This is a genomic window from Blastococcus sp. CT_GayMR19 (genome assembly GCF_004570385.1).
Taxonomy (GTDB): Bacteria; Actinomycetota; Actinomycetes; order Mycobacteriales; family Geodermatophilaceae; genus Blastococcus_B.
Genome location: NZ_SPQL01000008.1, coordinates 39220 through 62359, shown reverse-complemented (window position 1 = coordinate 62359; position 23140 = coordinate 39220). Strand labels below are relative to the sequence as shown.

General features: G+C 73.1%; 28 protein-coding genes. 11 read left to right on the top strand and 17 right to left on the bottom strand.

From position 1 onward, the window contains the following. Positions 1-65 precede the first annotated feature (65 nt). Genes E4P39_RS12600 through E4P39_RS12590 form a run of 3 tightly spaced genes read right to left on the bottom strand, consistent with a single transcriptional unit; the run spans position 66 to position 3240 of the window. A complete protein-coding gene (locus tag E4P39_RS12600) occupies positions 66-1724 on the bottom strand; it encodes a tripartite tricarboxylate transporter permease (protein ID WP_135136931.1) in 1659 nt (552 codons plus the stop codon). After that, positions 1724-2236 carry a tripartite tricarboxylate transporter TctB family protein gene (locus tag E4P39_RS12595; protein ID WP_135136930.1) on the bottom strand — a complete coding sequence of 171 codons (513 nt, stop codon included), beginning with the start codon at positions 2234-2236 and terminating at the stop codon, positions 1724-1726. The genes E4P39_RS12600 and E4P39_RS12595 overlap by 1 nt, the downstream gene beginning before the upstream one ends. Further along, complete coding sequence (locus E4P39_RS12590) at positions 2233-3240, bottom strand: tripartite tricarboxylate transporter substrate-binding protein (protein ID WP_135136929.1); 1008 nt, start codon at positions 3238-3240, stop codon at positions 2233-2235. The genes E4P39_RS12595 and E4P39_RS12590 overlap by 4 nt, the downstream gene beginning before the upstream one ends. A 177-nt stretch (positions 3241-3417) precedes the next feature. Between E4P39_RS12590 and E4P39_RS12585 the strand changes: the two genes are divergently transcribed. From E4P39_RS12585 to E4P39_RS12575, 3 genes are all read left to right on the top strand, one after another. Then, the gene (locus E4P39_RS12585; RefSeq protein WP_135136928.1) at positions 3418-5007 is read left to right on the top strand and encodes an ATP-binding protein; all 1590 of its coding nucleotides are present in this window, start codon (positions 3418-3420) and stop codon (positions 5005-5007) included. Next, positions 5004-5702, top strand: coding sequence for a response regulator (locus E4P39_RS12580; RefSeq protein WP_209306511.1), 699 nt, complete (start codon positions 5004-5006; stop codon positions 5700-5702). Before E4P39_RS12585 ends, E4P39_RS12580 begins: the two co-directional genes overlap by 4 nt. 85 nt (positions 5703-5787) lie before the next feature. Further along, on the top strand, positions 5788-6183 hold the full coding sequence (locus E4P39_RS12575; RefSeq protein WP_135136927.1) for a universal stress protein: 396 nt from the start codon (positions 5788-5790) through the stop codon (positions 6181-6183). 41 nt (positions 6184-6224) lie between these two features. Here E4P39_RS12575 and E4P39_RS12570 read toward each other — a convergent pair whose 3' ends face one another. Both E4P39_RS12570 and E4P39_RS12565 read right to left on the bottom strand, forming a co-directional pair. Continuing rightward, on the bottom strand, positions 6225-6938 hold the full coding sequence (locus E4P39_RS12570; protein WP_135136926.1) for a GntR family transcriptional regulator: 714 nt from the start codon (positions 6936-6938) through the stop codon (positions 6225-6227). Continuing rightward, positions 6935-7996 carry an Ldh family oxidoreductase gene (locus E4P39_RS12565; RefSeq protein WP_135136925.1) on the bottom strand — a complete coding sequence of 354 codons (1062 nt, stop codon included), beginning with the start codon at positions 7994-7996 and terminating at the stop codon, positions 6935-6937. Before E4P39_RS12565 ends, E4P39_RS12570 begins: the two co-directional genes overlap by 4 nt. Before the next feature lie 83 nt (positions 7997-8079). Here E4P39_RS12565 and E4P39_RS12560 point away from each other — a divergent pair, with 83 nt between their 5' ends. Genes E4P39_RS12560 through E4P39_RS12545 form a run of 4 tightly spaced genes read left to right on the top strand, consistent with a single transcriptional unit; the run spans position 8080 to position 11375 of the window. Then, positions 8080-8397, top strand: a complete 318-nt coding sequence (locus E4P39_RS12560; RefSeq protein ID WP_135136924.1) for a putative quinol monooxygenase — start codon at positions 8080-8082, stop codon at positions 8395-8397. Beyond that, a complete protein-coding gene (locus tag E4P39_RS12555; protein ID WP_135136923.1) occupies positions 8394-8882 on the top strand; it encodes a cupin domain-containing protein in 489 nt (162 codons plus the stop codon). Before E4P39_RS12560 ends, E4P39_RS12555 begins: the two co-directional genes overlap by 4 nt. Then, on the top strand, positions 8879-10291 hold the full coding sequence (locus E4P39_RS12550; RefSeq protein ID WP_135136922.1) for an NAD-dependent succinate-semialdehyde dehydrogenase: 1413 nt from the start codon (positions 8879-8881) through the stop codon (positions 10289-10291). Before E4P39_RS12555 ends, E4P39_RS12550 begins: the two co-directional genes overlap by 4 nt. A 7-nt stretch (positions 10292-10298) precedes the next feature. Then, positions 10299-11375: an isocitrate/isopropylmalate dehydrogenase family protein gene (locus E4P39_RS12545; RefSeq protein ID WP_135136921.1), complete on the top strand. Its 1077-nt coding sequence runs from the start codon at positions 10299-10301 to the stop codon at positions 11373-11375. Positions 11376-11493: 118 nt separating this feature from the next. On the opposite strand, the gene E4P39_RS12540 is transcribed toward E4P39_RS12545, so the two are convergent. Further along, positions 11494-12690, bottom strand: coding sequence for an MFS transporter (locus tag E4P39_RS12540; protein WP_209306510.1), 1197 nt, complete (start codon positions 12688-12690; stop codon positions 11494-11496). After that, positions 12687-13379, bottom strand: a complete 693-nt coding sequence (locus E4P39_RS12535) for a GntR family transcriptional regulator (RefSeq protein ID WP_135136920.1) — start codon at positions 13377-13379, stop codon at positions 12687-12689. The genes E4P39_RS12540 and E4P39_RS12535 overlap by 4 nt, the downstream gene beginning before the upstream one ends. Before the next feature lie 74 nt (positions 13380-13453). Here E4P39_RS12535 and rraA point away from each other — a divergent pair, with 74 nt between their 5' ends. Beyond that, positions 13454-13942 carry a ribonuclease E activity regulator RraA gene (gene rraA, locus E4P39_RS12530; RefSeq protein WP_135136919.1) on the top strand — a complete coding sequence of 163 codons (489 nt, stop codon included), beginning with the start codon at positions 13454-13456 and terminating at the stop codon, positions 13940-13942. 58 nt (positions 13943-14000) lie between these two features. On the opposite strand, the gene E4P39_RS12525 is transcribed toward rraA, so the two are convergent. Then, complete coding sequence (locus E4P39_RS12525; protein WP_135136918.1) at positions 14001-14393, bottom strand: nuclear transport factor 2 family protein; 393 nt, start codon at positions 14391-14393, stop codon at positions 14001-14003. 177 nt (positions 14394-14570) lie between these two features. Continuing rightward, entirely contained in the window at positions 14571-14798 is a 228-nt protein-coding gene (locus E4P39_RS12520; RefSeq protein WP_135136917.1) for a hypothetical protein, read from the bottom strand. Positions 14799-14817: 19 nt separating this feature from the next. Between E4P39_RS12520 and E4P39_RS12515 the strand changes: the two genes are divergently transcribed. Continuing rightward, entirely contained in the window at positions 14818-15471 is a 654-nt protein-coding gene (locus E4P39_RS12515; protein ID WP_135136916.1) for a hypothetical protein, read from the top strand. Positions 15472-15534: 63 nt separating this feature from the next. Continuing rightward, a complete protein-coding gene (locus E4P39_RS12510) occupies positions 15535-15852 on the top strand; it encodes a hypothetical protein (RefSeq protein WP_135136915.1) in 318 nt (105 codons plus the stop codon). Between the two features lie 12 nt (positions 15853-15864). On the opposite strand, the gene E4P39_RS12505 is transcribed toward E4P39_RS12510, so the two are convergent. From E4P39_RS12505 to E4P39_RS12470, 8 genes are all read right to left on the bottom strand, one after another. Beyond that, positions 15865-16425: a dihydrofolate reductase family protein gene (locus E4P39_RS12505; RefSeq protein ID WP_135136914.1), complete on the bottom strand. Its 561-nt coding sequence runs from the start codon at positions 16423-16425 to the stop codon at positions 15865-15867. A gap of 59 nt (positions 16426-16484) precedes the next feature. Next, positions 16485-16856, bottom strand: a complete 372-nt coding sequence (locus E4P39_RS12500) for a hypothetical protein (RefSeq protein ID WP_135136913.1) — start codon at positions 16854-16856, stop codon at positions 16485-16487. Positions 16857-16931: 75 nt separating this feature from the next. Beyond that, the gene (locus E4P39_RS12495; protein ID WP_135136912.1) at positions 16932-19241 is read right to left on the bottom strand and encodes a heavy metal translocating P-type ATPase; all 2310 of its coding nucleotides are present in this window, start codon (positions 19239-19241) and stop codon (positions 16932-16934) included. Then, the gene (locus E4P39_RS12490) at positions 19238-20134 is read right to left on the bottom strand and encodes a hypothetical protein (protein WP_135136911.1); all 897 of its coding nucleotides are present in this window, start codon (positions 20132-20134) and stop codon (positions 19238-19240) included. Before E4P39_RS12490 ends, E4P39_RS12495 begins: the two co-directional genes overlap by 4 nt. 25 nt (positions 20135-20159) lie before the next feature. Further along, positions 20160-20369, bottom strand: coding sequence for a heavy-metal-associated domain-containing protein (locus E4P39_RS12485; protein ID WP_135136910.1), 210 nt, complete (start codon positions 20367-20369; stop codon positions 20160-20162). A gap of 26 nt (positions 20370-20395) precedes the next feature. Then, a complete protein-coding gene (locus E4P39_RS12480; RefSeq protein ID WP_280790858.1) occupies positions 20396-20704 on the bottom strand; it encodes a metal-sensitive transcriptional regulator in 309 nt (102 codons plus the stop codon). A 92-nt stretch (positions 20705-20796) separates the two neighbouring features. Next, the gene (locus E4P39_RS12475) at positions 20797-21144 is read right to left on the bottom strand and encodes a helix-turn-helix domain-containing protein (RefSeq protein ID WP_135136908.1); all 348 of its coding nucleotides are present in this window, start codon (positions 21142-21144) and stop codon (positions 20797-20799) included. A 74-nt stretch (positions 21145-21218) separates the two neighbouring features. Next, the gene (locus E4P39_RS12470; RefSeq protein WP_135136907.1) at positions 21219-21713 is read right to left on the bottom strand and encodes an Hsp20/alpha crystallin family protein; all 495 of its coding nucleotides are present in this window, start codon (positions 21711-21713) and stop codon (positions 21219-21221) included. Positions 21714-21919: 206 nt separating this feature from the next. Here E4P39_RS12470 and E4P39_RS12465 point away from each other — a divergent pair, with 206 nt between their 5' ends. Further along, entirely contained in the window at positions 21920-23122 is a 1203-nt protein-coding gene (locus tag E4P39_RS12465) for an ABC transporter ATP-binding protein (protein WP_135136906.1), read from the top strand. Positions 23123-23140 lie beyond the last annotated feature (18 nt).

Below are 23140 nucleotides of genomic sequence, written 5' to 3'. Positions count from 1 at the left end.
TGCTCCCGTCCGTCGCCTGGGTGGCGGGGCGGGGGCGCGGGGCCCTCGATGATCGTGCGGTCCGGTCAGCCTCCGTCGCCGCCCCCGTCCGCGTCGACGTTCCCCGGGTTCCGGGAAGACGTGGACCGCCCGGGGTTGCGCGGGTCGTCCCCGCTGTGCCGCTCGACCGACACCGCGCTGGTCAGCCCGTGGTGGTGGTGCGCCTCCTCGATCTCGTGCGCTGCTTCGGCCAGCACCGGCACGACGGCCCTGCGGGGCAGGAACCGCCGGATCACCGGGTACAGCAGGATCAGCGCGAGGATGACGTAGATCACGACGGACATCGGGTCGACCAGGCCGCTGAGAGCGCCATTGCTGATCTGCAGGGCCTGCCGCAGCTCCTCCTCCGCGAAGGGGCCGAGGATCACCCCGATGATCGCCGGCAGCATGGGGAGGCCGTAGCGCCGCATCATGAACCCGAGCCCGCCGATGATCAGCAGCAGGAAGAGGTCGAACGTCGAGGCGTTCGCGGCGTACGCGCCCAGGCTGGAGAAGAACAGGATCCCGGCGTAGAGGTAGGAGCGGGGGATCCGCAGTAGCCGGGCCCAGACCGGCGCGAGGGGGAGGTTGAGCAGGAGCAGGGCGGTGTTCCCGATGAAGAGGCTGGCGATGAGCCCCCAGACGAGCACGGGCTCCGTCTCGAAGAGACGCGGGCCAGGCTCGATCCCGTAGCTCGTGATGGCGGCCAGCATGATGGCGGCCGTGGCCGTCGTCGGGATGCCGAGGGTGAGCAGCGGCACCAGACCGCCGGCGGCCGAGGCGTTGTTGGTCGCCTCCGGGCCGGCCACGCCCTCGATCGCACCCTTGCCGAACTCCTCGGGATGCTTGGAGAGCTTCTTCTCGGTGACGTAGGAGAGGAAGGTCGGGATCTCCGCCCCACCGGCCGGCACCGCGCCGAAGGGGAACCCGATCGCCGTGCCGCGCAGCCACGGCTTCCAGGACCGTTGCCAGTCCTCGCGGCTCATCCGGGGGGTGCCGACCGCGATCACCTCGACCGGCTTGCGGCGCAGGTGCGCGGCGGTCCAGAGCGCCTCTCCGACGGCGAACAGCCCGACCGCGACGACGATGACGTTGATGCCTTCGGCCAGCTCGGGGATACCGAAGGTCAGCCGCTGCTGACCCGAGGTGAAGTCGATGCCGATCAGGCCGATCATCAGGCCGAGGCCGAGTGAGGCGAGACCACGGACCCGTGAGCTCCCGAGCACCGACGTCACCGCGATGAACGCGAGCAACATCAGTGCGAACGTGTCGGCGGGCGACACCTCGATGGCCAGCTTCGCGACCGTCGGCGCCAGCAGCGCGAGCAGGAGGGTCGCGATCGTGCCCGCCACGAAGGAGCCGATCGCCGCGGTGGCCAGAGCCTGGGCGGCCCGCCCGGCCTTCGCCATCTGGTTGCCCTCGATGGCGGTCACCACCGACGCGCTCTCGCCGGGTGTGTTCAGCAGGATCGACGTCGTCGAGCCGCCGTACATGCCGCCGTAGTAGATGCCGGCGAACATGATCAGTGCGCTGGTCACCTCGACGCCGCGGGTGAGGGGCAGGAGCAGGGCGATGGTCATGGCCGGGCCGATGCCGGGCAGGACGCCGATCGCGGTGCCGAGGAGTACGCCGAGCAGGGCGAACCCCACATTGGTCGGCGTCAGCGCAGTGCCGAAGCCGCCGATCAGATCGGTGAGTGCGTCCATCAGAGGATCCCCTCCAGGATGCCCACGGGCAGGCTGGTGCCCAGGCCGAGGACGAACAGGTACCAGCTGCCCACACCCATGACGATTGCGATGGCGGCGTCGCGGACGTAGTGCCGGCTGCCCAGGGCGAAGGCGCACCCCCAGAACAGGATGGCCCCCGAGATGGGCCAGCCGAGGCTCTCGATCAGGAGGGCGTTGGAGAGGAATGCGGCCACCAGGATGGCGACCGTCTTCCAGTCGCTGCTGCCGGTGAGCTCGATGTCCTCGCCGCCCTCCGGCTCGCCGCGGCCGCCGCGCCACACGTCGACGGCGAGGAAGCCCGCGACGATGACGAGCAGTGAGCCGACCACGATCGGCACCGCGCCGGGGCCCACGGGACCGCGGGCGATCCGGCTCTCCGGCAGGAGCAGGGCCTGCACGATGACGAGGATCCCGAGAGCCCCGAGGAACAGGGCCACTCCGAGCTCGGAGCGGCCCTGCTCCTGGGTGCCGCCGGGGGCGGCGGCGCTCATACCAGGCCCAGCTCGCTCATGACGCCCTCGACGCGGTCGCTCTCCTCGGTGAGGAAGGTCCCGAACTCGTCGCCGGTGATGAACGCGTCGGTCCAGCCCTGGTCCTCGAGCACCTGCTGCCAGGCGTCGCTGCCGTGCATCTCGGTGAGCGTGTCGACGAACTTCTTGGTCTGCTCCTCGGAGATCCCGGGAGCCGCCACGATGCCGCGCCAGTTGGCGAAGACCAGGTCCACGCCCTCCTCGGTCAAGGTGGGGGCGTCCACGCCCTCGACCGGCTCCTCGCTGGTCACCGCCAGGATCCGGACGTCGCCGCTGGCGGCCGACTCGGCCACCTCCCCCACGCCGGTCGCGGCGAACGCCACGTCGCCGCCGAGCAGGCCGGCGAGCAGCTCGCCGCCGCCGTCATAGGGGACGTAGTTGACGTCGGTGGGAGTGACCCCGACCTCCTGAGCGAGCAGCATCGGGGTCAGGTGGTCCGGGCCGCCGGGGTTGGACGCGCCGCCGACGGGGGTGTTGCCGGGGTCGGCCTTCCAAGCGGTGACGAGGTCGTCGATGGTCTGGAACGGGGAGTCCGCCAGGACGACGATCGCCTCGGCCTCCTCGATCAGCTTGGCGATCGGCGTCGTCTGGTCGAGGGTGGCCTCGGACTGGTTGCTGAACTGCGCACCGACCACGCCGAGGCCCATCTGCATGAGCATCTCGGCGTTGCCCTCCTCGTTCACGAGGCGCTGCAGGCCGACGGTGCCGCCGGCGCCCTCGAGGTTGAAGACCTCGATGGATTCGGAGAGCTTCTCGCTCTCCAGGACCTTCGCGACCTCGCGGCCGGTGGTGTCGTAGCCGCTGCCGGCCGAGTTCGGGATCAGCATCCGGAGCCCGCTGATCGGACCTTCCTGGGCGGCGCCCTCGGCGGCGGAGCCGCCCTCGGCAGTGGTGCCGCAGCCGGTCAGCACGAGGCCGGCGGCGACGGCGCCGACGGTGAGCTTCCGCAGGGAAGCAGTGCGCATGGTGTCCTCCTGTGTGTCCGGCGGGTTCCCGCCGTCGAAAGGAAAGATGGAGAACGCAGTGGCCCGTGTCACGCTTGCGTGCGCAATGAGCTTTGTGGTCGTTGTGTCCACGGCTTCCGGGGACCACGCTCCGTGCTGGACTTGCCGCGTCCCGCCCACCGATGTCAGGAGACGTACGTGACCCGGCGGCTCTCGCTGGCCGGCCAGCTGCTGGCGCTGCAGGTGGTGATCATCCTCGTCGTCCTCGTCGGTGTCACGGCGGTGACGGTGGCCCAGTCGACGCTTCGTGCGCAGGAGTTCGAGGGCCGGCGGGCGCAGGCGGTCGCCGAGACGCTCGCCGGCTCGCGGGCGCTGCGGAACTCCCTGGCGGACGGCGGGGTCGCGTACGCCCCGATCGCCGCGGAGACCGCGCGCAGCAACTCGGGCTCGGCCTCGGTGGTGGTGGCGCTCCCCGACCGCACCGTCATCGCCAGTGCCGATCCCGGCGAGCTCGGCAGGCGCTACGACGTCGGCGACAGCCCCGTGCTCGAGGGGGACGGCTGGCTGGGCGAGCGGGAGGTCGACGGCGGTCATGCCGCGGTGGCCATGGCACCCATCCTGACCGCCCCGAAGGAGGAGATCGCCGGGTTCGTCGTCGTCACCCGGTTCTATCCCTCGGTGCTCGACGGACTGGCCGCCGCCGCACCCAACTTGCTGACCTATCTGGGCCTGGCCAGCGCGCTCGGGATCGGCGGCTCCCTGCTCCTCGCTCGCCGGGTCAAGCGGCAGACCCTCGGCATGGAGCCGACCGAGATCGCGGGCCTGGTGGAGCACCGCGACGCGATGCTGCACGGCATCCGCGAGGGCGTGGTCGGCCTGGACCTGCTGGGCCGGGTCACCCTGATCAACGACGAGGCGATCCGGCTGCTGCACATCCCCGGCGACGCGCTCGGGCGGACGCTGGAGGATCTGGGCGTGGGGGAGGAGATGCGCGACGCCCTGCTCCGCGGCGAGGTGGAGCGCGACCGCGCCGTCGCCAGCGCCGGACGGGTGCTCGTGGTCAACCGGCTGCCGATCGCCAGCCGCGGGCGGTCGATCGGTTCGGTGACGACGCTGCGCGACCGCACCGAACTGCTGGAACTGCGCCGCGAGCTCGACCTCACCCGCCACGTCACCGACACCCTGCGCGCCCAGGCCCACGAGTTCAGCAACCGGCTGCACACCATCGCCGGGCTGATCGAGCTCGGGGAGTCCGAGGAGGCGGTCCGCTTCGTGCACCGGGTGAGCTCCAGCCGGTCGGAGTTCAGCGAGACGGTGACGGCGGCCGTGCGGGATCCCTCCGTGGCCGCGCTGCTCATCGCCAAGGCAAGCCAGGCCGCCGAGCTCGGTGTCGACCTGCGCATCGCGCCGGAGTCGGCGCTCCCGGCACTGGACGACGAGCTGAGCACCGATGTCGCCACCGTCGTCGGCAACCTCCTCGACAACGCCATGGACGCCGCGGCGGAGGCGCCGCAGCGCTGGGTGGAGGTGTCCCTCGGGGTGGTCGACGGAGAGGTCGACGTCGTGGTGCGCGACTCCGGCGCCGGCGTGCCCCCGGGCATGGAGCGGGAGATCTTCCGCCGCGGCATCTCGACCAAGGACACGGCCGGGTCCCGTGAGCGCGGGATCGGGCTGTCCCTGGTGCACCTGGTGTGCACCCGGCGCGGCGGCGACGTGACCGCCTCCTCGGCCGGTGGCTCCACGTTCACGGCCACCCTGCCGGCCGCGAACCAGGTGGGCGTCTCGTGATCGGCGTGCTGATCGTCGACGACGACTTCATGGTGGCGAAGGTGCACGCCGGGTTCGTGTCGGCGCTGGAGGGCTTCGAGGTCGTGGGCACGGCGTCGTCCGGCGCGCAGGCACTGACGGAGATCGACCGGCTCGGTCCGGACCTCGTCCTGCTCGACGTCTACCTGCCCGACATGACGGGGCTGGAGGTCCTCCGACGGCTGCGGGCCGGCGGGTCACCGGTGGACGTCATCGTCATCAGCGCCGCCCGGGACGTCGAGAGCATCCGGAGCGCGCTGCACGGCGGGGTGCTGCACTACCTCGTGAAGCCGTTCGACCGCCGGGCCTTCGAGACCCGGCTGCGCGACTACGCGGCACTGCGCGGTGAGCTGGAGGACCTGGGGGAGGCGGCCCAGCCGGACGTGGACCGGATGTTCGGCATGTCCCGAGGGGGGCTGCAGCCGTCGTCGGTGGCGACCCCCAAGGGGATCGCGCCCGAGACGCTGGAGCTGGTGCGGAAGACCCTGGAGGAGGTGGGGCCGGACGGGCTCTCGGCCAGCGAGTGCAGCGAACGCACCGGGCTGGCCCGGGTGAGCGCACGGCGGTACCTCGAGCAGCTGGTGACACAGCAGGAGGCCGACGTCCGCCAGCGCTACGGCTCGGCGGGCCGGCCGGAGCGGCGGTTCACGCCCCGGTCGCCGCGCCGTCCCGGCTGAGTCCGTGCGACAGGGACGAAATGACCGAAACGTCCGTTAGGTCCGCAATGCTGACGTTCTCCGGCCGGTCGGCAAGGCTGTCGGCATGACCATCGTCGTGGGCTACGTCCCCACCCCCGAGGGCGAGGCGGCGCTCACCGCCGCGATCAGCGAGGCGCAGCTCCGCGAGGAGCCGTTGCACATCGTCAACAGCTCGCGCGGCGACTCCCTCGCCGACAAGCGCTACGCATCCGAGGACAACCTCGACGAGGTCCGCGCCCGGCTGGACCGGACCGGCGTCGCGTACGAGATCCACCAGATGGTGCGCGGCCACGAGGCGTCCGACGAGCTCGTCGAGGCGGCCGACCGGATCAAGGCGAGTCTCATCGTCATCGGGCTGCGCCGGCGGACGGCGACCGGCAAGCTGCTCACCGGCAGTCAGGCGCAGCGCATCCTGCTGGACGCGCACTGCCCGGTGCTCGCGGTGAAGGCCGCGCACTGACTCCCTGAGGGGCCATGAGCGTGCTTTCGGCCCCTCAGCCTCTAGTTCAGGTCGAGGCCGGCGCCGGGGCCGGAGGCCAGGTTGCGGAAGATCGTCGCGACGGACTGGGCCAGGTGCTCGGCGGTCCTGCGCGCTGCCTCGTCGGCGTCCCCGCCCAGCACCGCGTCGCAGATGACCAGGTGCTCGGCCACCGAGACGTCGACCCGCTGCGGGTCCACGTGCGAGAGGTTGCGCAGGCGGGCCGTGTGCGGCCGCAGCTCCGCGATCGTGCGCCGCAGGTGCTCGTTGCGGGTGGCGCCGATGACCGCCCAGTCGAACCGGTCGGCCAGCTCGTAGAACGCCCGGGAGCGCGCCTGCGAGGGGGCCCGCCGCTGGATGCGGACGAACTCGCCGCGCATGGAGGAGAACGCCCGCCGGAGCTCCGGGTCGGCGCCTGCCGCCTCGGTGGCCTGCCGGATGGCCGCCGGCTCCAGCAGGCCGCGGAAGTCGAACAGGTCCCGGACGCTCTGCAGGGACACGCGCGAGACCCGGGCCCCCTGTCGCGGCACGAGGTCCACCAGTCCCTCGGCGGCCAGCCGGCGCAGCGCCTCCCGGACCGGAGTGCGGGACGCCCCGGTGCGCTCGACCAGCGAGAGCTCCGACAGCGGCGTCCCGGGCGCCAGCTCCCCGAGCTCGATCTCCTCCTTGAGCCGGCGGTGGACGAGGTCGGCCTTGCTGAGGTCGGCGTCCGGGCCGTCGGGCACCGCGGCGGTCATCGCGCGTCTCCGACCGGGAACGGCACGTCGGTCTCCGCGGCCAGGTCGCGCAGGTCGGTCATCGACTGCTCGGCCAGGACGACGCCGCCGGCCGCGAGGTTCGCCGCCTCGGCGCGGTCCTCCACCTCACCGGGGTAGAACACCTCGTCGAAGCCCTGGGCGAGGGGGACGTCCTTCACCTCGGCGATCAGCTGCTGGACGCGGGCCTCGTAGCCCGCCCGGTCGCCGAACGCCTCCGGGTCGAGGGCGAGGAAGAGGTGGCCGGCACCGCTGCGCTGGTCGGCCTCGTACGGGCCGTGCACCCCCGTGCCCACGGCGCTGCCGGTCAGCGCACCGGAGAGCACGTCCATCAGGAACGTGATCGCGTAGCCCTTGTGGCCGGCCATCGGCAGGATCACGCCGAGCACTCCTTCGGCCGGATCGGTGGTGGGGGCCCCGTCCGCGGTGAGCGCCCAGGTCTCCGGGATGGGCTCCCCGCGGTTCTTCGCCAGGTAGATCTTGCCCCGGGCCACGGCGGTGTTGGCGATGTCGACGGCGACGACCCGGCCGTCGGGCCCCGGGGCGGCGATCGACCACGGGTTGGTGCCGAGCCGCTTCTCCCGACCGCCCCAGGGAGCCATCGCCGGGCTGGCGTTCGTGGTGAGGACGGCGACGCAGCCGTCGTGGGCGGCGCGGCGGGTGAAGTACATCGCCGTGCCGAAGTGGTTGGAGTTGCGCACACCCACCACCCCGACGCCGTGGGTCCGGGCCCGCTCGACGGCCAGCCTGCGGGCGCGCTCGGTCAGCACCTGGCCGATGCCGTCGCGACCGTCCAGCAGCAGCAGCGGTCCGGTGTCGGACAGGACCGCGGGGTCGGTCACCGCGCCCATGGCGCCGGAGCGGATCCGCGCGGCGTACCAGGGCAGCCGCAGGAGGCCGTGCGACTGGTGGCCCCACAGGTCGGCCTGCACGAGGCTGTCCGCGACCAGGGCCGCGTCCTCGTGCGGCACGTCGAGGGAGACGAGGACCCGCGTCCCGAAGTCCCGCATCGTGTCCGGCGAGATCCGTGCCTCTGTCATGACGAGCCTCTCGGTCTTGTGTTGTACTCGTTGATGTATACAGTATCGCATACAACAACCCCCACGGAATCGAAGGACGGCGAATGTTCAGCCTGGTGGTCCAGATGGATGTGCGGCCCGAGCATCGGGAGGAGTTCCTCGCCGGCATGACGGCGAACGCCGAGGCGGCGGTGCGCGACGAACCGGGGTGCCTGCGCTTCGACATCTCGTCGGTGGCGACCGACCCCAACCGCTTCTTCCTCTACGAGATCTACACCGACGCCGCGGCCTTCGAGGCGCACAAGGCGTCCCCGCACTTCGCGCAGTGGCGCCGGATCGCCGAGCGCGTGCTCGTCCCCGGCAGCCAGGTCAACACGGCCGGCTCGCTGCTCGTCACCCACACCGCCGAGGAGTCCGCATGAGCACTGAATCCGCTTCCACGCAGCCCGTCCCGCCGTCGATGGTCCTGCGCCCCGAGGAGATCGAGCGCTTCGACCGCGGCAACGGCGTCGCCACGATCCCGTTCGTCGGCAAGTGGAACTGCGAGCACAACAAGGTCACCACCGGGATGACCGTGTTCTCGCCGGGCACCGGGATCCCGCTGCACTCGCACGACGTCGAGGAGAGCGTGCTCGTCTTCGAGGGCGAGGCCACCGCCGTCGTCGGGGACGACGAGTTCGACCTGGTCGCCGGGCAGGCCACCTGGGTGCCGGCCGGCGTTCCGCACTGCTTCCGCAACCGCGGCGAGGGCTCGATGACCATCTGCTGGGTCTACGGCGGGCGCGACGTCACGCGCACGATCACCGCGACCGGCGAGACGTTCGAGCACCTGTCCGACAGCGACCGTGGCGCTGGACCCGTGCACCGTGGCGATGGTGCCGTGCCCTCGTCCGGCGAATCGGCATGAGCGCCGTCGTCACCGTGAACCCGGCGACGGGGGAGCGGCTCGCCGAGTACCCGGCCTTTACCGACGCCGAGGTGGACGCCGCCCTCGACCGGGCGGCCGAGGCGCAGTGCGAATGGGCCGCACGGCCGTACGCCGAGCGGGCCGCGGTCCTCCGCCGCACCGCCGAGGTCCTGCGGGCCGCGGCCGAGGACCTCGCCCTGCTCGTCACCCGGGAGATGGGCAAGCCGCTGGCCGAGGCCCGTGCCGAGGTGGAGAAGTGCGCCACGGCGTGCGACTACTACGCCGAGCACGCCGGCGAGTTCCTCACCGACGAGCCGGTGGCCACCTCCGCCGACCGCAGTTGGATCGGCTACGAGCCGGTCGGCGTGGTGCTCGCCGTCATGCCGTGGAACTTCCCGCTCTGGCAGGTGCTGCGCTTCGCGGCCCCGGCGCTCATGGCAGGCAACGCCGCGCTGCTCAAGCACTCGCCGAACACGACCGGCTGCGCGCTGGCGGTCGAGCGCGTGCTGGCCGAGGCCGGTGCGCCGAAGGGGTTGTTCAAGGCTCTGGTGGTCGCCGAGCCGGACGTTCCCGCCGTCACCCGCCGGCTGATCGACGACCCCCGGATCGGCGCCGTCACCATCACCGGCAGCGAGCGGGCGGGCCGGGCCGTCGGCTCCGCCGCGGGCGATGCGATCAAGAAGTCCGTGCTCGAGCTGGGCGGCTCCGATCCCTTCGTCGTCCTCGCCGACGCCGACCTGCCGCGCGTCGCTGCCATGGCGGCGCGCGGCAGGTTCCTCAACGCCGGGCAGAGCTGCATCTCGCCGAAGCGGTTCGTGGTCGACGCCTCGGTCGTCGACGAGTTCACCCGGCTGCTGGTCGCCGAGGTGGCGGCGCTGACCGTCGGGGATCCGGAGGCGGACGGCACCGACGTCGGGCCGATGGCCCGGGAGGACCTGCTCGAGGGGGTCAACCGGCAGGTGGAGGCGTCGGTCTCGAAGGGTGCCCGGCTGCTCGCCGGCGGGCATCGTCTCGACCGACCCGGGAACTTCTACGCGCCGACCGTCCTGGCCGACGTCGAGCCCGGTCAGGTCGCCCACGACGAGGAGACCTTCGGCCCCGTGGCCACGGTGATCGTGGCCGACGGCGACGACGAGGCCGTCCGGATCGCCAACGACACCCGCTTCGGCCTCGGCGCGAGCGTCTGGACGGCCGATCCCGAGCGCGGGATCGCCGTCGCCCGGCGGATCCGCTCCGGCGCCGTCTTCGTCAACGCCGTCGTCGCCTCGGACGTCCGGATGCCGTTCGGCGGCACCCGCGCCAGCGGCTACGGCCGGGAGCTGGCCGCCGCCGGCATCCGCGAGTTCGTCAACGTCCGCACCTGGTGGGTTCTCGACGAGCCCGCCGTCACCGCACCCACGTCCGAGTAGGAGAGTCATGTCGCACACGTACCGCCTGGGCGTGATGCTCGGGGACGGCATCGGCCCCGAGATCGTGCCCGCATCCGTGCGGGTGGTCGACGCCGCCCTCGGGGCCGCCGGCGCCGACCCGGTCGACTGGCAGGAGCTGCCGCTCGGCGCCTCCGCCATCGACGAGCACGGCAGCGCCATCCCGGCCGCCACCCTGGAGGCGCTGACCGGAACCGACGGCTGGCTGCTCGGGCCGCACGACAGCGCGGCGTACCCCGAGCCGCACCGGTCGCAACTGAACCCGAGCGGCGCCATCCGGAAGCACTTCGACCTGTACGCGAACATCCGGCCTGCCCGTGGCTTCGAGGGCGGGCAGGCGATCGCCCCCGACACCGACCTGGTGATCGTCCGCGAGAACACCGAGGGCTTCTACGCCGACCGCAACACCTACGCCGGCACGGGGGAGTTCATGCCGACGGCGGACGTGGCGATCTGTCTGGGGGTCTTCACCCGGCCGGCCGTCGAGCGGATCGCCCGGACGGCGTTCGAGCTGGCCCGCCGCCGGCGCAACAAGGTGACGATCGTGCACAAGGCCAACGTCCTGCAGCTGAGCTCCGGTCTGTTCAAGCGGGTCTGCCTGGAGGTGGCCGAGGCCTTCCCGGACGTCGAGGTCGACGACTTCCACATCGACGCGATGACGGTGCACCTGCTGCGCCGGGCCGCCGACTTCGACGTCGTGGTCGCAGAGAACATGTTCGGCGACATCCTGTCCGACATGGCCGGCGAGCTGGCCGGCTCGCTGGGCATCGCCCCGTCGATCAACGCCTCGGACGACCGGTGCATGGCGCAGGCCTCGCACGGGTCCGCCCCGGACATCGCGGGCAAGGGCCTGGCCAACCCGATCGCGATGATCCTCTCGTCCGGCATGCTGCTCGACTGGCTGAGCACGCGATACCGCGACGAGCGGGCAGCCGACGCCGCCGGGCGCGTGGAGGCCGGCGTCCGCGCGGCGGTGCGCGGGGGAGTGGCCACCCGCGACCTGGGCGGCACCGCCTCCACCGACGAGTTCACCGGAGCCGTGGTGGAGCACATCGCCGCGAACTAGAGCCGGCGGCTCCAGGGACGGCGTGCCGCGGGAACGTTGTGCGCGGATGAGCAGGTTTCTGGCGAGAGACTGCTGATCAGCGCCCACTGTTCGGTCGCTGGGTAAGGCTGTCCGCGGCCTAGGTGGTCGTGCCGCCGTCCACGGCGAGCCGCCGAGCCGCGACCCCGACGACCGCGAGCGCGGCGGCGGTCGCGGCCAGCACCCCGGCGGCGCCGACCCCGGCGGCGACCAGGCCGACCGCGCTGGGGATGAGCACCTGGCCGAGCCGGTTACCCGTGAGCCGCAGGGACATCGCCCGGCCACGGAGGCCGGGTGGGGCCACCTCGGCGAGCCAGGACATGGTCAGCGGCTGCCCGACCCCCAGGCCGAGACCGAGCAGCACGACCACGACCGCCACGGCCACCGGCGGCAGCGGCACGGCGACGACGGCCATGGAGACGGCTGACAGGGCGACGCTGACGATCATCAGCCGGCGTCGTCCGACCCACTGGACGAGGCGGCCGAGGAAGAACCGCGAGGTCATCGAGGCGACGGCGCGCAACGTCAGCAGCAGCCCGACGACGCCCGCGGCCAGGCCCCGGTCGGCGCCGAGGGCGGGCAGGTACACGAGGGTGATGTCGACCGCGGACAGGACGACGCAGCTGATCAGGAGTGCCCGGACGAGTCCGGGTAGGCGCAGCAGCGTGCCCATGCCGCCACTCGCGGCGTCGCCGCCCGGGCGGGCACGGGCCGGCATCCGCAGGAACGCGGTACAGACCAGGAGGACGACGCCGAGAACGGTGGCGGTCGCGAAGATCGGTGTGGTGTCGGGGAGCGCCCCGTCCCCGCCGAGCAGCGTGATGAGGGCCGGTCCCGCTGCCTGGCCCAGGGACGCGGCGAACGTGTAGTAGCCGAAGGCGGTGTCGAACCGGCCGGGGCCCGCGGTGTTCGCGACGGCGGCCTGCTGGCCGACGACCGACAGCAGGTGGCCGGTGCCGAGGACCACGCTGCCCAGGACCAGCCCGGCCGCGCCACCGCGTTCGGTCCAGAAGACCGCGCCCGAGGCGGCCATGAGCACGGCGCCGACGAGCATCACGCGTCGCTCGCCGAAGCGGTCGGTGGCCTGCCCCGAGGGCACGGCCAGCACGAGGGGAACGACGGCGAACGAGGCGGTGAGCACCCCCAGCCAGGCGGCTGGCACGTCCAGCTCGAGCGCCCGGTACGCCGACGTGGGGCGCAGGACGAACGTCACGACCTGGGTGATCGTCGAGTGGAGCAGCAGGAGGCCGAGCAGCTTGCGCCCCGGCCTGCCGGTGGCTTCCCCCGGGCCGCTCACCGGGGTCGTTCCGGGTCGGCCAGCCGGTCGGCCGACCGTGCGCCGAGGCTGGTCTCCACGTGGCGGCGCATCAGCTCTGCTGCGGTGTCCGCGTCGCCGTCCCGCACCGCCTCGAACAGCTGCCGGTGCTCGGTGACCCGGGCCGCACGCTCCTCGTCGCTCCGGCCGGCCTCGAGGCCGTGCCGGCGGTAGCGGTCGGTCTTCACCCAGAGCCCGTCGAGGATCTCGACCAGCAGTGCGTTGTGCGACGCGAGGTGGATGGCCGCGTGAAACCGGTGGTGGCTCTCCAGCTGCGCCGCGGAAGGACGAGTCGGTAGGGCGTCTAGCCCCTCGAGGGCGGCCCGGACGTCGGCGACATCGGCGTCGGTCCGGCGCTGCGCTGCGAGGGATGCGGCGAGCGGGTCGAGGCTCGATCGCAGCTCCAGCAGGTCGCGCGCCTCGGCGGCGTCCAGCGGCCGCACCCTGGCGTCCCGGTGGGCGTCGAGGTCGACGAGGCCCTCCTGCTTCAGCCGGCGCAGGGCCTCTCGCAGGGGAGTGGTGCTGATCCCGATCCGGGAGGCGAGCGCTCCCTGGGGCAGGACCGCACCCGGCGCCAGGTCGCCGGACAGGATCAGCCCCCGGAGCCGCGTGTAGGCGAGGTCGCTCTTCGTCGCGAAGCCGGGGTCGCCGGAGTTCGGGGCATCGAGCACGGTGTTCCTTCCGCCAATCGGTGGCTACGTTATAGGTTATAACCGTCCGCCCGTCGACGAGAGCGAGCCACTCCGTGACCAGTCCCGCGACCACCGATCTGTGCGACGCCCACCCGGAGGTCCAGGTCTGCGAGCCGGTGTTCCAGATCTTCGGCGGCAGGGTCCGGTTCAGTGGGCCGCTCACCACTCTCAAGGTGTTCGAGGACAACACCCTGATCAAGCAGGCGGTCGAGAGTCCGGGCGAGGGCCGGGTCCTCGTCGTGGACGGCGGGGGCTCGCAGCGCTGTGGGCTCGTGGGCGGCAACCTGGCCGTCTCCGCCGCGGCGAACGGCTGGGCAGGGATCGTGGTCTACGGCTACATCCGGGACGCCGACGAACTGGCCGAGCAGGCGCTCGGTGTCCGGGCGCTGGGGGCGTTCCCGCGGAGGAGCGAGCGCGGGCTGCACTCGGGTCAGGTGGGTCGGACGGTCGTCTTCGCGGGCGTGGTGTTCCGCGAGGGGGAGTGGCTCTGCGCGGATGCCGACGGCGTGATCGTGCTGCCGGAGGCGCCGGCAGCCGGCTGATCGGTGACGACGCGGCGCGCGATCGGGATCCCGGTCGACGCGCCGCGTCGTCGCCTCGTCAGCCGATCAGCTCGTCGAGGGCGTACTGGTCGGCGGACGCGGCGGTGAACTCGGTGACCCGGCCGTCCCGGAAGCGGAAGACGTGCACGTCGGTGATGTCCGCCCGGACGTTCCCGCGGTGTCCGGTCGTCCGGCAGACGGCGACCCCGGTCTCCTCGTCCGCGAGCACGGTCATCGGCTCGGTGGCGAAGCTGCCCTCCGTGACCTGCATGAGCCGGCCGAACATCTCGTAGACGGCGGTGCGGCCCTCGTAGGTGCCGGCCAGCTGGCTGCGCCCGGGCTGATTCCAGCGGATGTTCTCGTCGAACAGGTCGTCCAGAGCGGCGAAATCACCCTTCGCGAAGGCCACGTAGCCCTCGCGGAGACGCCGGGCGTTCGGGTGGTCGGACATGGCTGCCTCCTCGCAGTCGTTCCCCAGCGGGATGTGGACCGCGTCGGCCCGGCCGGATGACCCAGGGGCGCGACCGGCGGTGCCGGCGGGCGCGAGCAGTCTGACGCGCGCGGGGTACGGCCGGCACCCGATCCGGTACGGCCCGGGGTGGCGGTTGCGGAGGGTGGTTCGCAGACGTCAGCGGCGGCGGAGCAGGCGGGTGACGCGGTGCAGGCGGCCGGGCTTCGGTTCGGGGGGTGCCGCCGGCTCGGGGGCCTCGGTCAGCCCGGCGTGGCGCTCGTGCAGCCGGGTGCGCACGTCGTCGGGCGTGTAGGCGCGGCGCTGGCGCTCGTTGCGGGCCAGGACGGCACCGGTGGCGGCGACGCCGGCGAGGCCGGCCAGTCCGAGCAGCTTCCAGGGGCGCACGCTCCGTAACCTATCGCCCGTGGCAGAGCTGGCACTGGACGAGGCCGTCGAACTCACCCGCACCGGCGACGTGTGGGTCTTCCGCGGCGCCTCGATCGCCGATCGCGCGATCCGGGCGCTGACCAACGCGCCGGTCAACCACGTCGGCATGGCCGTCGTCCTCGAGGACATGCCGCCACTGCTCTGGCACGCCGAGCTCGGCCGCTCGCTGCCCGACGCCTGGACGGGTCAGCACCAGCGCGGCGTCCAGCTGCACGACCTGAACGACGCCGTCACGACCTGGCGACGCCGCTACGGCCAGCGGGCGTGGCTCCGGCAGCTCGTCGGGCCGGCGGAGGACGGCGGCGTGACCCCGGAGATGGAGGACGCCGTCCTGCGCACCATCGCCCGGCTCGACGGCCGGCCGTTCCCGACCACGCGCGGGCTGGTCCGCGGCTGGGTCAACGGCCGCCTCCGGCGCAGCACCTCCGCGGAGACGGTTTTCTGTGCGGAGCTGGTGGCGGCCACCTACACCGCCATGGGGCTGCTCCCCGGGGATCGGCCGCTCAACGCCTACGACCCGGGCAGCTTCTGGTCCGGCGACGATCTGGAGCTGCTGCAGGGCGCCCGGTTGGGGCCGGAGATTCCCGTCGAAATGTCTCTACCGGGTGGGACTCTCCCTCCTGAGGGATAGGGCATTCCCGAGGTGTTGCCCGTGTTGATCGGTGCGCGGGGAGGTCTGCACAGGAGGGCCGTCATGGACGAGGTACTCGCCCGCCGAGAAGCGTCGCCGGACCGGGCCGCACAGCACCGGCACTGGCGTCGACCCGATCCCGTGGGAGACATCCTCGCGACCGCTTGGAGCTCCGCTGCCGCAGAGCCGCGCGAGATCCGGGTGCGCCCCGAGGTCTACCACCGCATCCTCGCCGAGCTCGACCCGGTCGAGCGGGCGCTCGTCGAGGAGCGACGCCTGCTCGGCTCGCCCATCGCGCTCCCGCTCGTGGTCGACGCCCAGCTGCCCCTGCTCCCCGGGTTCGAGATCGTGCGTGCCCGGCCGCACGCGACCGCGGCCTGACGAAGGTCCGGGTCAGGCGTTCCGGCGCACCCGGTAGGTGGACTGCACCATGCCGCCGGGATAGGTCTGCGTGCGGACGTGCTCGAGCGGGATGTCGGCCGTCAGCTCGCCGAACGGCGTGTGTCCCGTGCCGATCAGCACCGGCACCCGGGAGAGCGTCAGGTCCACGACCAGACCCGCCCGCAGGAACTGGTGCACGGTGCGCCCGCCGTCGACGTACACCCGCCGGTAGCCGGCCGCGGTTCCTGCCGCCACCGCCTCGTCGAAGGAGCGGTGCACGGTGATGCGGGGATCGGCACCGACCTCCAGCGTCGTGCTGAGCACGTGCACCGGCCTGCCCTGGTACGGCCACTCGTCGAACGGTGCGATGACGTCGTAGGTGGCGCGGCCCATGACCAGCGCGTCGATGCCGCTGACGAACTCGCTGAAGCCGAAGTCCCCGCCCTCGCCGTCGTCGGGGCCGGCGTTCTCGTCCGCGCCGCCGGTGAGCCAGGCGATGTCGCCGTCGAGCCGGGCGATGAAGCCGTCGACGCTCATGCCGAGGAAGACATGAGCGGTGAAGGAAACGTCCATGCCGGACACCCTGCCGCAGCGGTACGACGCTTCGGGTTCCCTCGTGCGGCCGGACCGCGCTACTTCCCGCCGGGCCTCGGGACGACGGCCGGGAACACCGCGGCGGACACGGCCGCGACCCCGCCGCTGACCAGGGCGGCCCGGCGGTAGCGGGGCAGTCGGAGCAGCGGCACCATGCTCGCCGCGTGCAGCAGGTCGACCGCTGACGCGGCACCGACCAGCCGGGCCCCGGGCGCGACCAGCACGCCGGCGTGCTGGACCAGTAGTCGCGCCCCCAGCACGCGGACGACCCACACGCGCGACCGCGGGTACTCGGGGCACAGCGCGTCGACCAGCGTGCGCGGACGGGCGAGGAGCGCGACTCCCCAGGTCAGGCCCAGCGCCGCGAGCAGTCGGGTGAGGACCAGGCGACGCGTGCCGGGGCGAGCCATCGAGGTCCTCCGCGAGGTCGGGGGTGACGGCCGCCAACCTACGTCCCTGCTCCCAGGGGGAAGCGGAGACATGGGTCAGCCGCGGGCGGTCTCGGCCGGGCGGTCCGTCCGTGGCCGGCCGGCGGGTACCGGCGGGGCGGCGTCCCGGTTCTCCGCCAGCGGCGCGAAGCCGCGCAGCCGCAGGCTGTTCGTGACCACGAACACCGAGCTGAACGCCATCGCGGCCCCGGCGATCATCGGGTTGAGCAACCCGGCGGCGGCCAGCGGGATCGCGCCCACGTTGTAGGCGAAGGCCCAGAAGAGGTTCCCCTTGATGGTGGCCAGCGTCCGGCGGGACAGCCGGATCGCATCCGCGGCCACCCGCAGGTCACCGCGCACGAGCGTCAGGTCGCTGGCCTCGATGGCGACGTCCGTGCCGGTGCCCATCGCGAGACCGAGGTCGGCCTGTGCCAGTGCGGCGGCGTCGTTGACCCCGTCGCCGACCATCGCGACGGTCCGGCCCTCCGCCTGCAGCCGGCGGACGACGTCCACCTTCTGCTGCGGCAGGACCTCGGCGATGACCTGCTCGATCCCGACCTCGGCCGCCACGGACCGCGCGACGGCCTCGTTGTCGCCGGTCAGCAGCACCGGGGTCAGGCCGAGGCCGCGCAGCTGCCGGACGGCGTCCGCGGAGGTCGGCTTGATCGCGTCGGCGACGACCAGGACACCGCGGGCCGCGCCGTCCCAGCCGACCGCGATCGCCGTCCGGCCGGCGGCCTCGGCGGCCGCGGCCGCGGCCTCCAGCTCGGCCGGCAGGCGGAGTCCTCGCTCGGCCAGCAGCCGGCGGCGGCCGGCGAGCACGCTGCGCCCGTCGACGACGCCGGTCACGCCCAATCCCTCGACGTTGGCGAAGCCCGAGACCGCGGCCAGGGCGCCGGTCCGCTCGGCGGCGGCGCGGGCCACCGCCCGCGCGATCGGGTGCTCCGACGCCGCCTCCAGGGCCCCGGCCAGCCGGAGCACCTCGACGGCGTCCTCTCCGGCGGCCGGGACGACGTCGAGCAGCGTCATGCGGCCGGTGGTGACGGTGCCGGTCTTGTCGAGGACGACGGTGTCGACGGTCCGCGTGCTCTCCAGCACCTCGGGGCCCCTGATCAGGATCCCGAGCTGGGCGCCGCGGCCCGTGCCGACCATGAGCGCGGTCGGCGTCGCCAGCCCCAGCGCGCAGGGGCAGGCGATGATCAGGACGGCGACCGCCGCGGTGAACGCGGCCGGCAGACCCGCGCCCGTCCCGATCCAGAAGCCGAGGGTCGCGACGGCCAGCGCCAGCACCACCGGCACGAAGATCCCGGAGATCCGGTCGGCCAGGCGCTGCACCTCGGCCTTGCCGTTCTGCGCGTCCTCGACCAGCCGCGCCATCTGGGCGAGCTGGGTCTCCGAGCCGACGCGGGTGGCCCGCACGACCAGCCGGCCGCCGGCATTGACGGTGGCCCCCGCGACGACGTCGCCCGGACCGACCTCGACCGGCACCGATTCGCCGGTCAGCATCGAGGCGTCGACGGCGGACGAGCCGTCGGTGACCACGCCGTCGGCGGCGATCTTCTCGCCGGGGCGGACGACGAACTCCTCGCCCACCGCGAGCTCATCGACGGGGATCAGCCGCTCGACCCCGCCGCGCAGCACCGCGACGTCCTTGGCGCCGAGCTCCAGCAGGGCCCGCAGGGCGGCACCGGCCTGCCGCTTGGAGCGGGCCTCGAAGTAGCGCCCCGCCAGGAGGAACGTCGTCACCCCGGCGGCGGCCTCGAGGTAGATGTTCGCGGTGCCGTCGGTCCGCGCGATGGTGAGCTCGAAGGGGTGCACCATGCCCGGCTCTCCGGCGGAGCCCAGGAACAGCGCGTACAGCGACCAGCCGAAGGCGGCGAGCGTGCCCAGGGAGACGAGGGTGTCCATCGTCGCGGCCCCGTGCCGCAGGTTGGTCCAGGCCGCCCGGTGGAACGGTGCGCCGCCCCAGACGACGACGGGTGCGGCCAGCGTGAGGGACAGCCACTGCCAGAAGTCGAACTGCAGCGCGGGGACCATCGCCATGGCCACGACCGGCACGGTCAGGGCGGTGGAGACCAGCAGCCGGGTGCGCAGCGACCGCACGGGGTCGGCCCGGTCCGGCTCCTCGTCGCGGACCGGCTGGGGGAGCGCCGCGGTGTACCCGGTCTGCTCCACGGTGGCGATCAGCTCGTCGGTCGTCACGCCGTCGGCGAAGCGGACCTTCGCCTTCTCGGTCGCGTAGTTGACCGTCGCGGTGACGCCGTCCATCCGGTTCAGCTTCTTCTCGACGCGCGCCGCGCAGGACGCACACGTCATGCCGCCGATCAGCAGCTCGACCTCGCCGGGGCCGCCCGCAGTGGTGGTCATCGGCCCTCCTCGTGCGCGCCGGCCGCGACGGTGAACGCGGCGGTGCGGACGACATCCCCGTGCTTGAAGTCGAGGAACAGCCGGTAGGTGCCGGCGGACGGTGCGGTGGTGAAGAAGCGGACGTCCGGCCCCGCGTCGCCGTCGTCGGCCGGGTGGACGTGCAGGTAGGCGAGGTCGCCGCTGCGCAGCGCGACCAGGTGCCCGTACGCCCCGAGGTAGGGCTGCAGGTCGGTCACCGGCCGGCCGTCCCGGCGCACCGAGAGGGTCAGCTCCGACTCGGTGCCGGCGGTCAGCTCGCCGTCCAGGGTGACGGTGTAGCCGGCGACCTCGCTGGTCCGGGACGCCGCGGGCAGCGGGGTGGGCATGAAGCCCCCGGCGACCGACAGGTCGGCGCCGAGGATCCGGTTCTCCCCGTCAGCGGACGGGACGAAGTCGGCGAACACCCGCCACGAGCCGGGAATGAGGGCCAGGGGAGTGGTCCAGACGCCGTCGGCGCCGAGGGTCGGGTGGACGTGCTGGAAGCCGGAGAGGTCGCGTCGGACGGCGATCAGGTGGATGTCCTGTTCGTGGCTCTCCTCGTACGCGCGGACGGCGTGCCCGTCCGGCCCGACGACCCGGAACGTCAGTGCGGTCGCGTCCCCTGCCGGCACCGTGCCCGCAGCGAGGTCGAGGGTGTAGCCGTCCTCGGAGACCATCAGGCCCGCGGGGACCTCGGCGTCGGCCACCGGGGCCGCCTTCTCGCCGTCGTGCGCGTCCGCGCCGCCATGTCCGGCGTCCGCGGCCGGGGCCGAGGTCGGCCCGACCGGACCGACGGCCGAACCGAGCCCGGCGGCGGCGCCGAAGACGGCGACCAGGCCGAGGGCGAAGCCGGTGAGCCTGACGGGAACGTTCATGGGAGCGGCCTCAGGGAGATCCGGCTCAGCGGCCGGCGACCTCGTAGCCGGCTTCCTCGACGGCGGCGCGGACGGCGGCCTCGTCGACCGGTGCCTCGCTGGTGACGGTCAGGCCGCCGCTCTCCAGGTCGACGTCGACGGCGGTGACGCCGGAGACCTGCGAGACCTCCTCGGTCACGGCACTCACGCAGTGGCCGCAGGTCATCCCGGTGACGGTGTAGGTGGCGGTGCTCATGGGGGGTCCTCCGGGAGAGTGGGCAGTCAGGAGCGGACGAGGCGAGCGATGGCGTCGGAGGCCTCGCGCACCTTCTCGTCGGCCTCGCGGCCGCCGGTCCGCGCCGCCTCGACGACGCAGTGGCTCAGGTGCTCCTCGAGCAGGCCGAGGGCCACGGACTGCAGCGCCTTCGTCATCGCCGAGACCTGGGTGAGGATGTCGATGCAATACTTCTCGTCCTCGACCATGCGCTGCAGACCACGGGCCTGACCCTCGATCCGGCGCAGCCGGGTGAGGTAGTCGTCCTTGCGGTGGATGTAGCCGTGCCGGTGGGCGGCACCGCTGTCCTCGACGATCTCCACGCTGCGTCCTCCTGGCCTGTCCGTCGCCGTGCGGCTGACAGGAACTATACCCCCCTAGGGTTTTCAGGGCCAGTGGCGGTCAGGAGTCAGCGTCCGTCGCCGCGGAGCCGGTCGACGTCGGACCTCAGCGCGGCGGCGTCGGCCCGGGCGTCGGCGAGCTGGTCCTGCAGCCCCACGATCGTCTCCGCCGAGGCGAGGGAGTGGCCGTCGTCCAGGAGCCCGCGCATGCGGGCGGCGAGGGCGAGCTGCTGCCGGGAGTAGCGGCGGTGGCCGCCGGCCGACCGGTGCGGCCGCAGGACGCCGGAGCTGTCCAGGCTGCGGAGGAAGGCGGCCTGCACGCCCAGCAGTTCCGCCGCCTGGCTCATGGTCAGGGCGGGGTAGTCGGGGTCGTCGAGCCGACCGAGGGGATCGGTGTCCGCTGCGTCTGCGCTCATGACCGCACTCCTGGCTCGTCGGGGAAAGACGGAACGGGCCGGGCCCGAAGGACCCGGCCCGTTCCGGAAGGGCGTCAGCGCTCGACGGCCTTCGCCTCCTGCTGCTGGGGCTCGCCCTCGATCGTGCGGTGCTCCACCGACGCCGGGGCGTCGGCGCGGGTGACCGTGATCTTGCGAGCCCGGGCCTTCTCGGCGACCGGGATGCTCAGCGTGAGCACGCCGTCGTGGTAGCTGGCCTCGAGCCGGTCGGTGTCCAGGCTGCGGCCGAGGACGAGCTGGCGCGTGTAGCTGCCGAACGGCCGCTCGGCGATGCTCCACTCGGCGTTCTCGATCTGCGGTACCGAGCGCTCGGCGCTCACCGTGAGCGTGTTCCCCTCGACCGAGAGGTCGATGGAGCCGGGGTCGACCCCGGGCAGGTCGAAGTGGGCGACGAAGTTGTCGCCGACCTTGTAGGCGTCCATCGGCATGCCCGACAGGGAGCGGGCGGTCATCTGGCCTCCGCGACCGGTGAGCTGCTCGAGCGCGCGCAGGGCGGGGGAGGAGGGGAACGGGTCGTAGGCGGTCAGCATGGCTGGCAACCTCCTTGCGGGTCCTTCCGTGCGGGTCAGTGATGTCCAGCGCCTCCGGAAACCTCCGGTGACGACTGGAGATTACCTCAGTTGTCCGCTCCGGTAAACCTCGTGCCGCCCGGAATTTCCACGAAATTCCTGCGAGGGTGGACCATCGTGGCCGACGGGGGCTTGGGCGAGGGCGCAGGCGCGGACGGGCGGGGGACGTGAGCGGCACGGGCTGGGAGCGGGTGACCGTCGTCCGCGACGGCACGACGGTGCTGCGCGACGTGACCCTCCGGGCGGCCGACGGCGAGTTGCTGGTGGTCCTGGGTTCCTCCGGCAGCGGCAAGTCCACGCTGCTGCGCGTGCTCGCCGGCCTCGACGAGGTCACCTCCGGGGACGTCGTCATCAAGGGCCGCACGGTCACCGGGCTGCCGACCGACAGGCGTCGCGTGTCCATGGTCTTCGAGGCGACCGCGCTGATCCCGTTCCTGGACGTGTCGCGCAATCTCGGCTGGGGGCTTCGCACCCGGGGGACGCCGGAAGCCGAGGTGCAGGCGCGGGTCAGCGGACGGGCCCGGCAGCTGCGCCTGGGCCGGCTGCTGTCCCGCCGTCCCGCGGAGCTGTCCAAGGGAGAGCGTGGCCTCGTCGGGATCGGCCGCGCGCTCGTCCAGACCCCGGACGTCTACCTGCTCGACGAGCCGCTCGCGGGCCTCGACGCGGCGCAGCGGTCCACGGTGCGGCGGGAGGTCGTCGACGCCGTCCGCCGGCTGGGGGTGACCACGATCTACGTCACCCACGACCAGTCCGAGGGGCTCGCGGTCGCCGACCGGGTTGCCCTGCTGCACCAGGGCAGCGTGGTGCAGGTCGGCGGACCGAGGGAGCTCTACGAGCGGCCGGTGAACCTGGTCGCGGCCGGGTCCGTCGGAACGCCGTCGATCGGTCTGCTGCCCGCGCGGCTGGTGTCCTCGGGTCGGCAGGCCGGCTTCGTGGTCGGCCCGCGGACGCTGCCGCTGTGGCGGCCGGTCCCGCCCGCCCTGCGCGACCACATCGGCCGGGACGTGGTGCTGGGGCTGCGGCCCGAGGACGTGCACGACGCGGGGACCGGTGAGGCCCCGGAGGCGGTGGCGCTGGACGGCGTGGTGACCGAGGCGGCCTACACCGGCAGGAACACCGTGGTCTCGCTGGCCGTGGGCGCCCCGCCGGTCACCGCGCCCGGCGTCGAGCTGTCCGCGGGCAGCTCCTCGGGCGCGACGTTGCGCTCCTTCTTCCCCGCCGGGGCAGCGGTCCGGCCGGGCGATGCGGTGCGGGTGGCCGTCGAGGCGGTGCGCGCCCACGTCTTCGACGCGGTGACCGGTCAGGCGCTCTGGCACCCCGCGGACGATCGAACCGCCGGACCGGGGGAATCCTCCGACGACCTCCGGTGAGACCGCTCCACCCAGGGT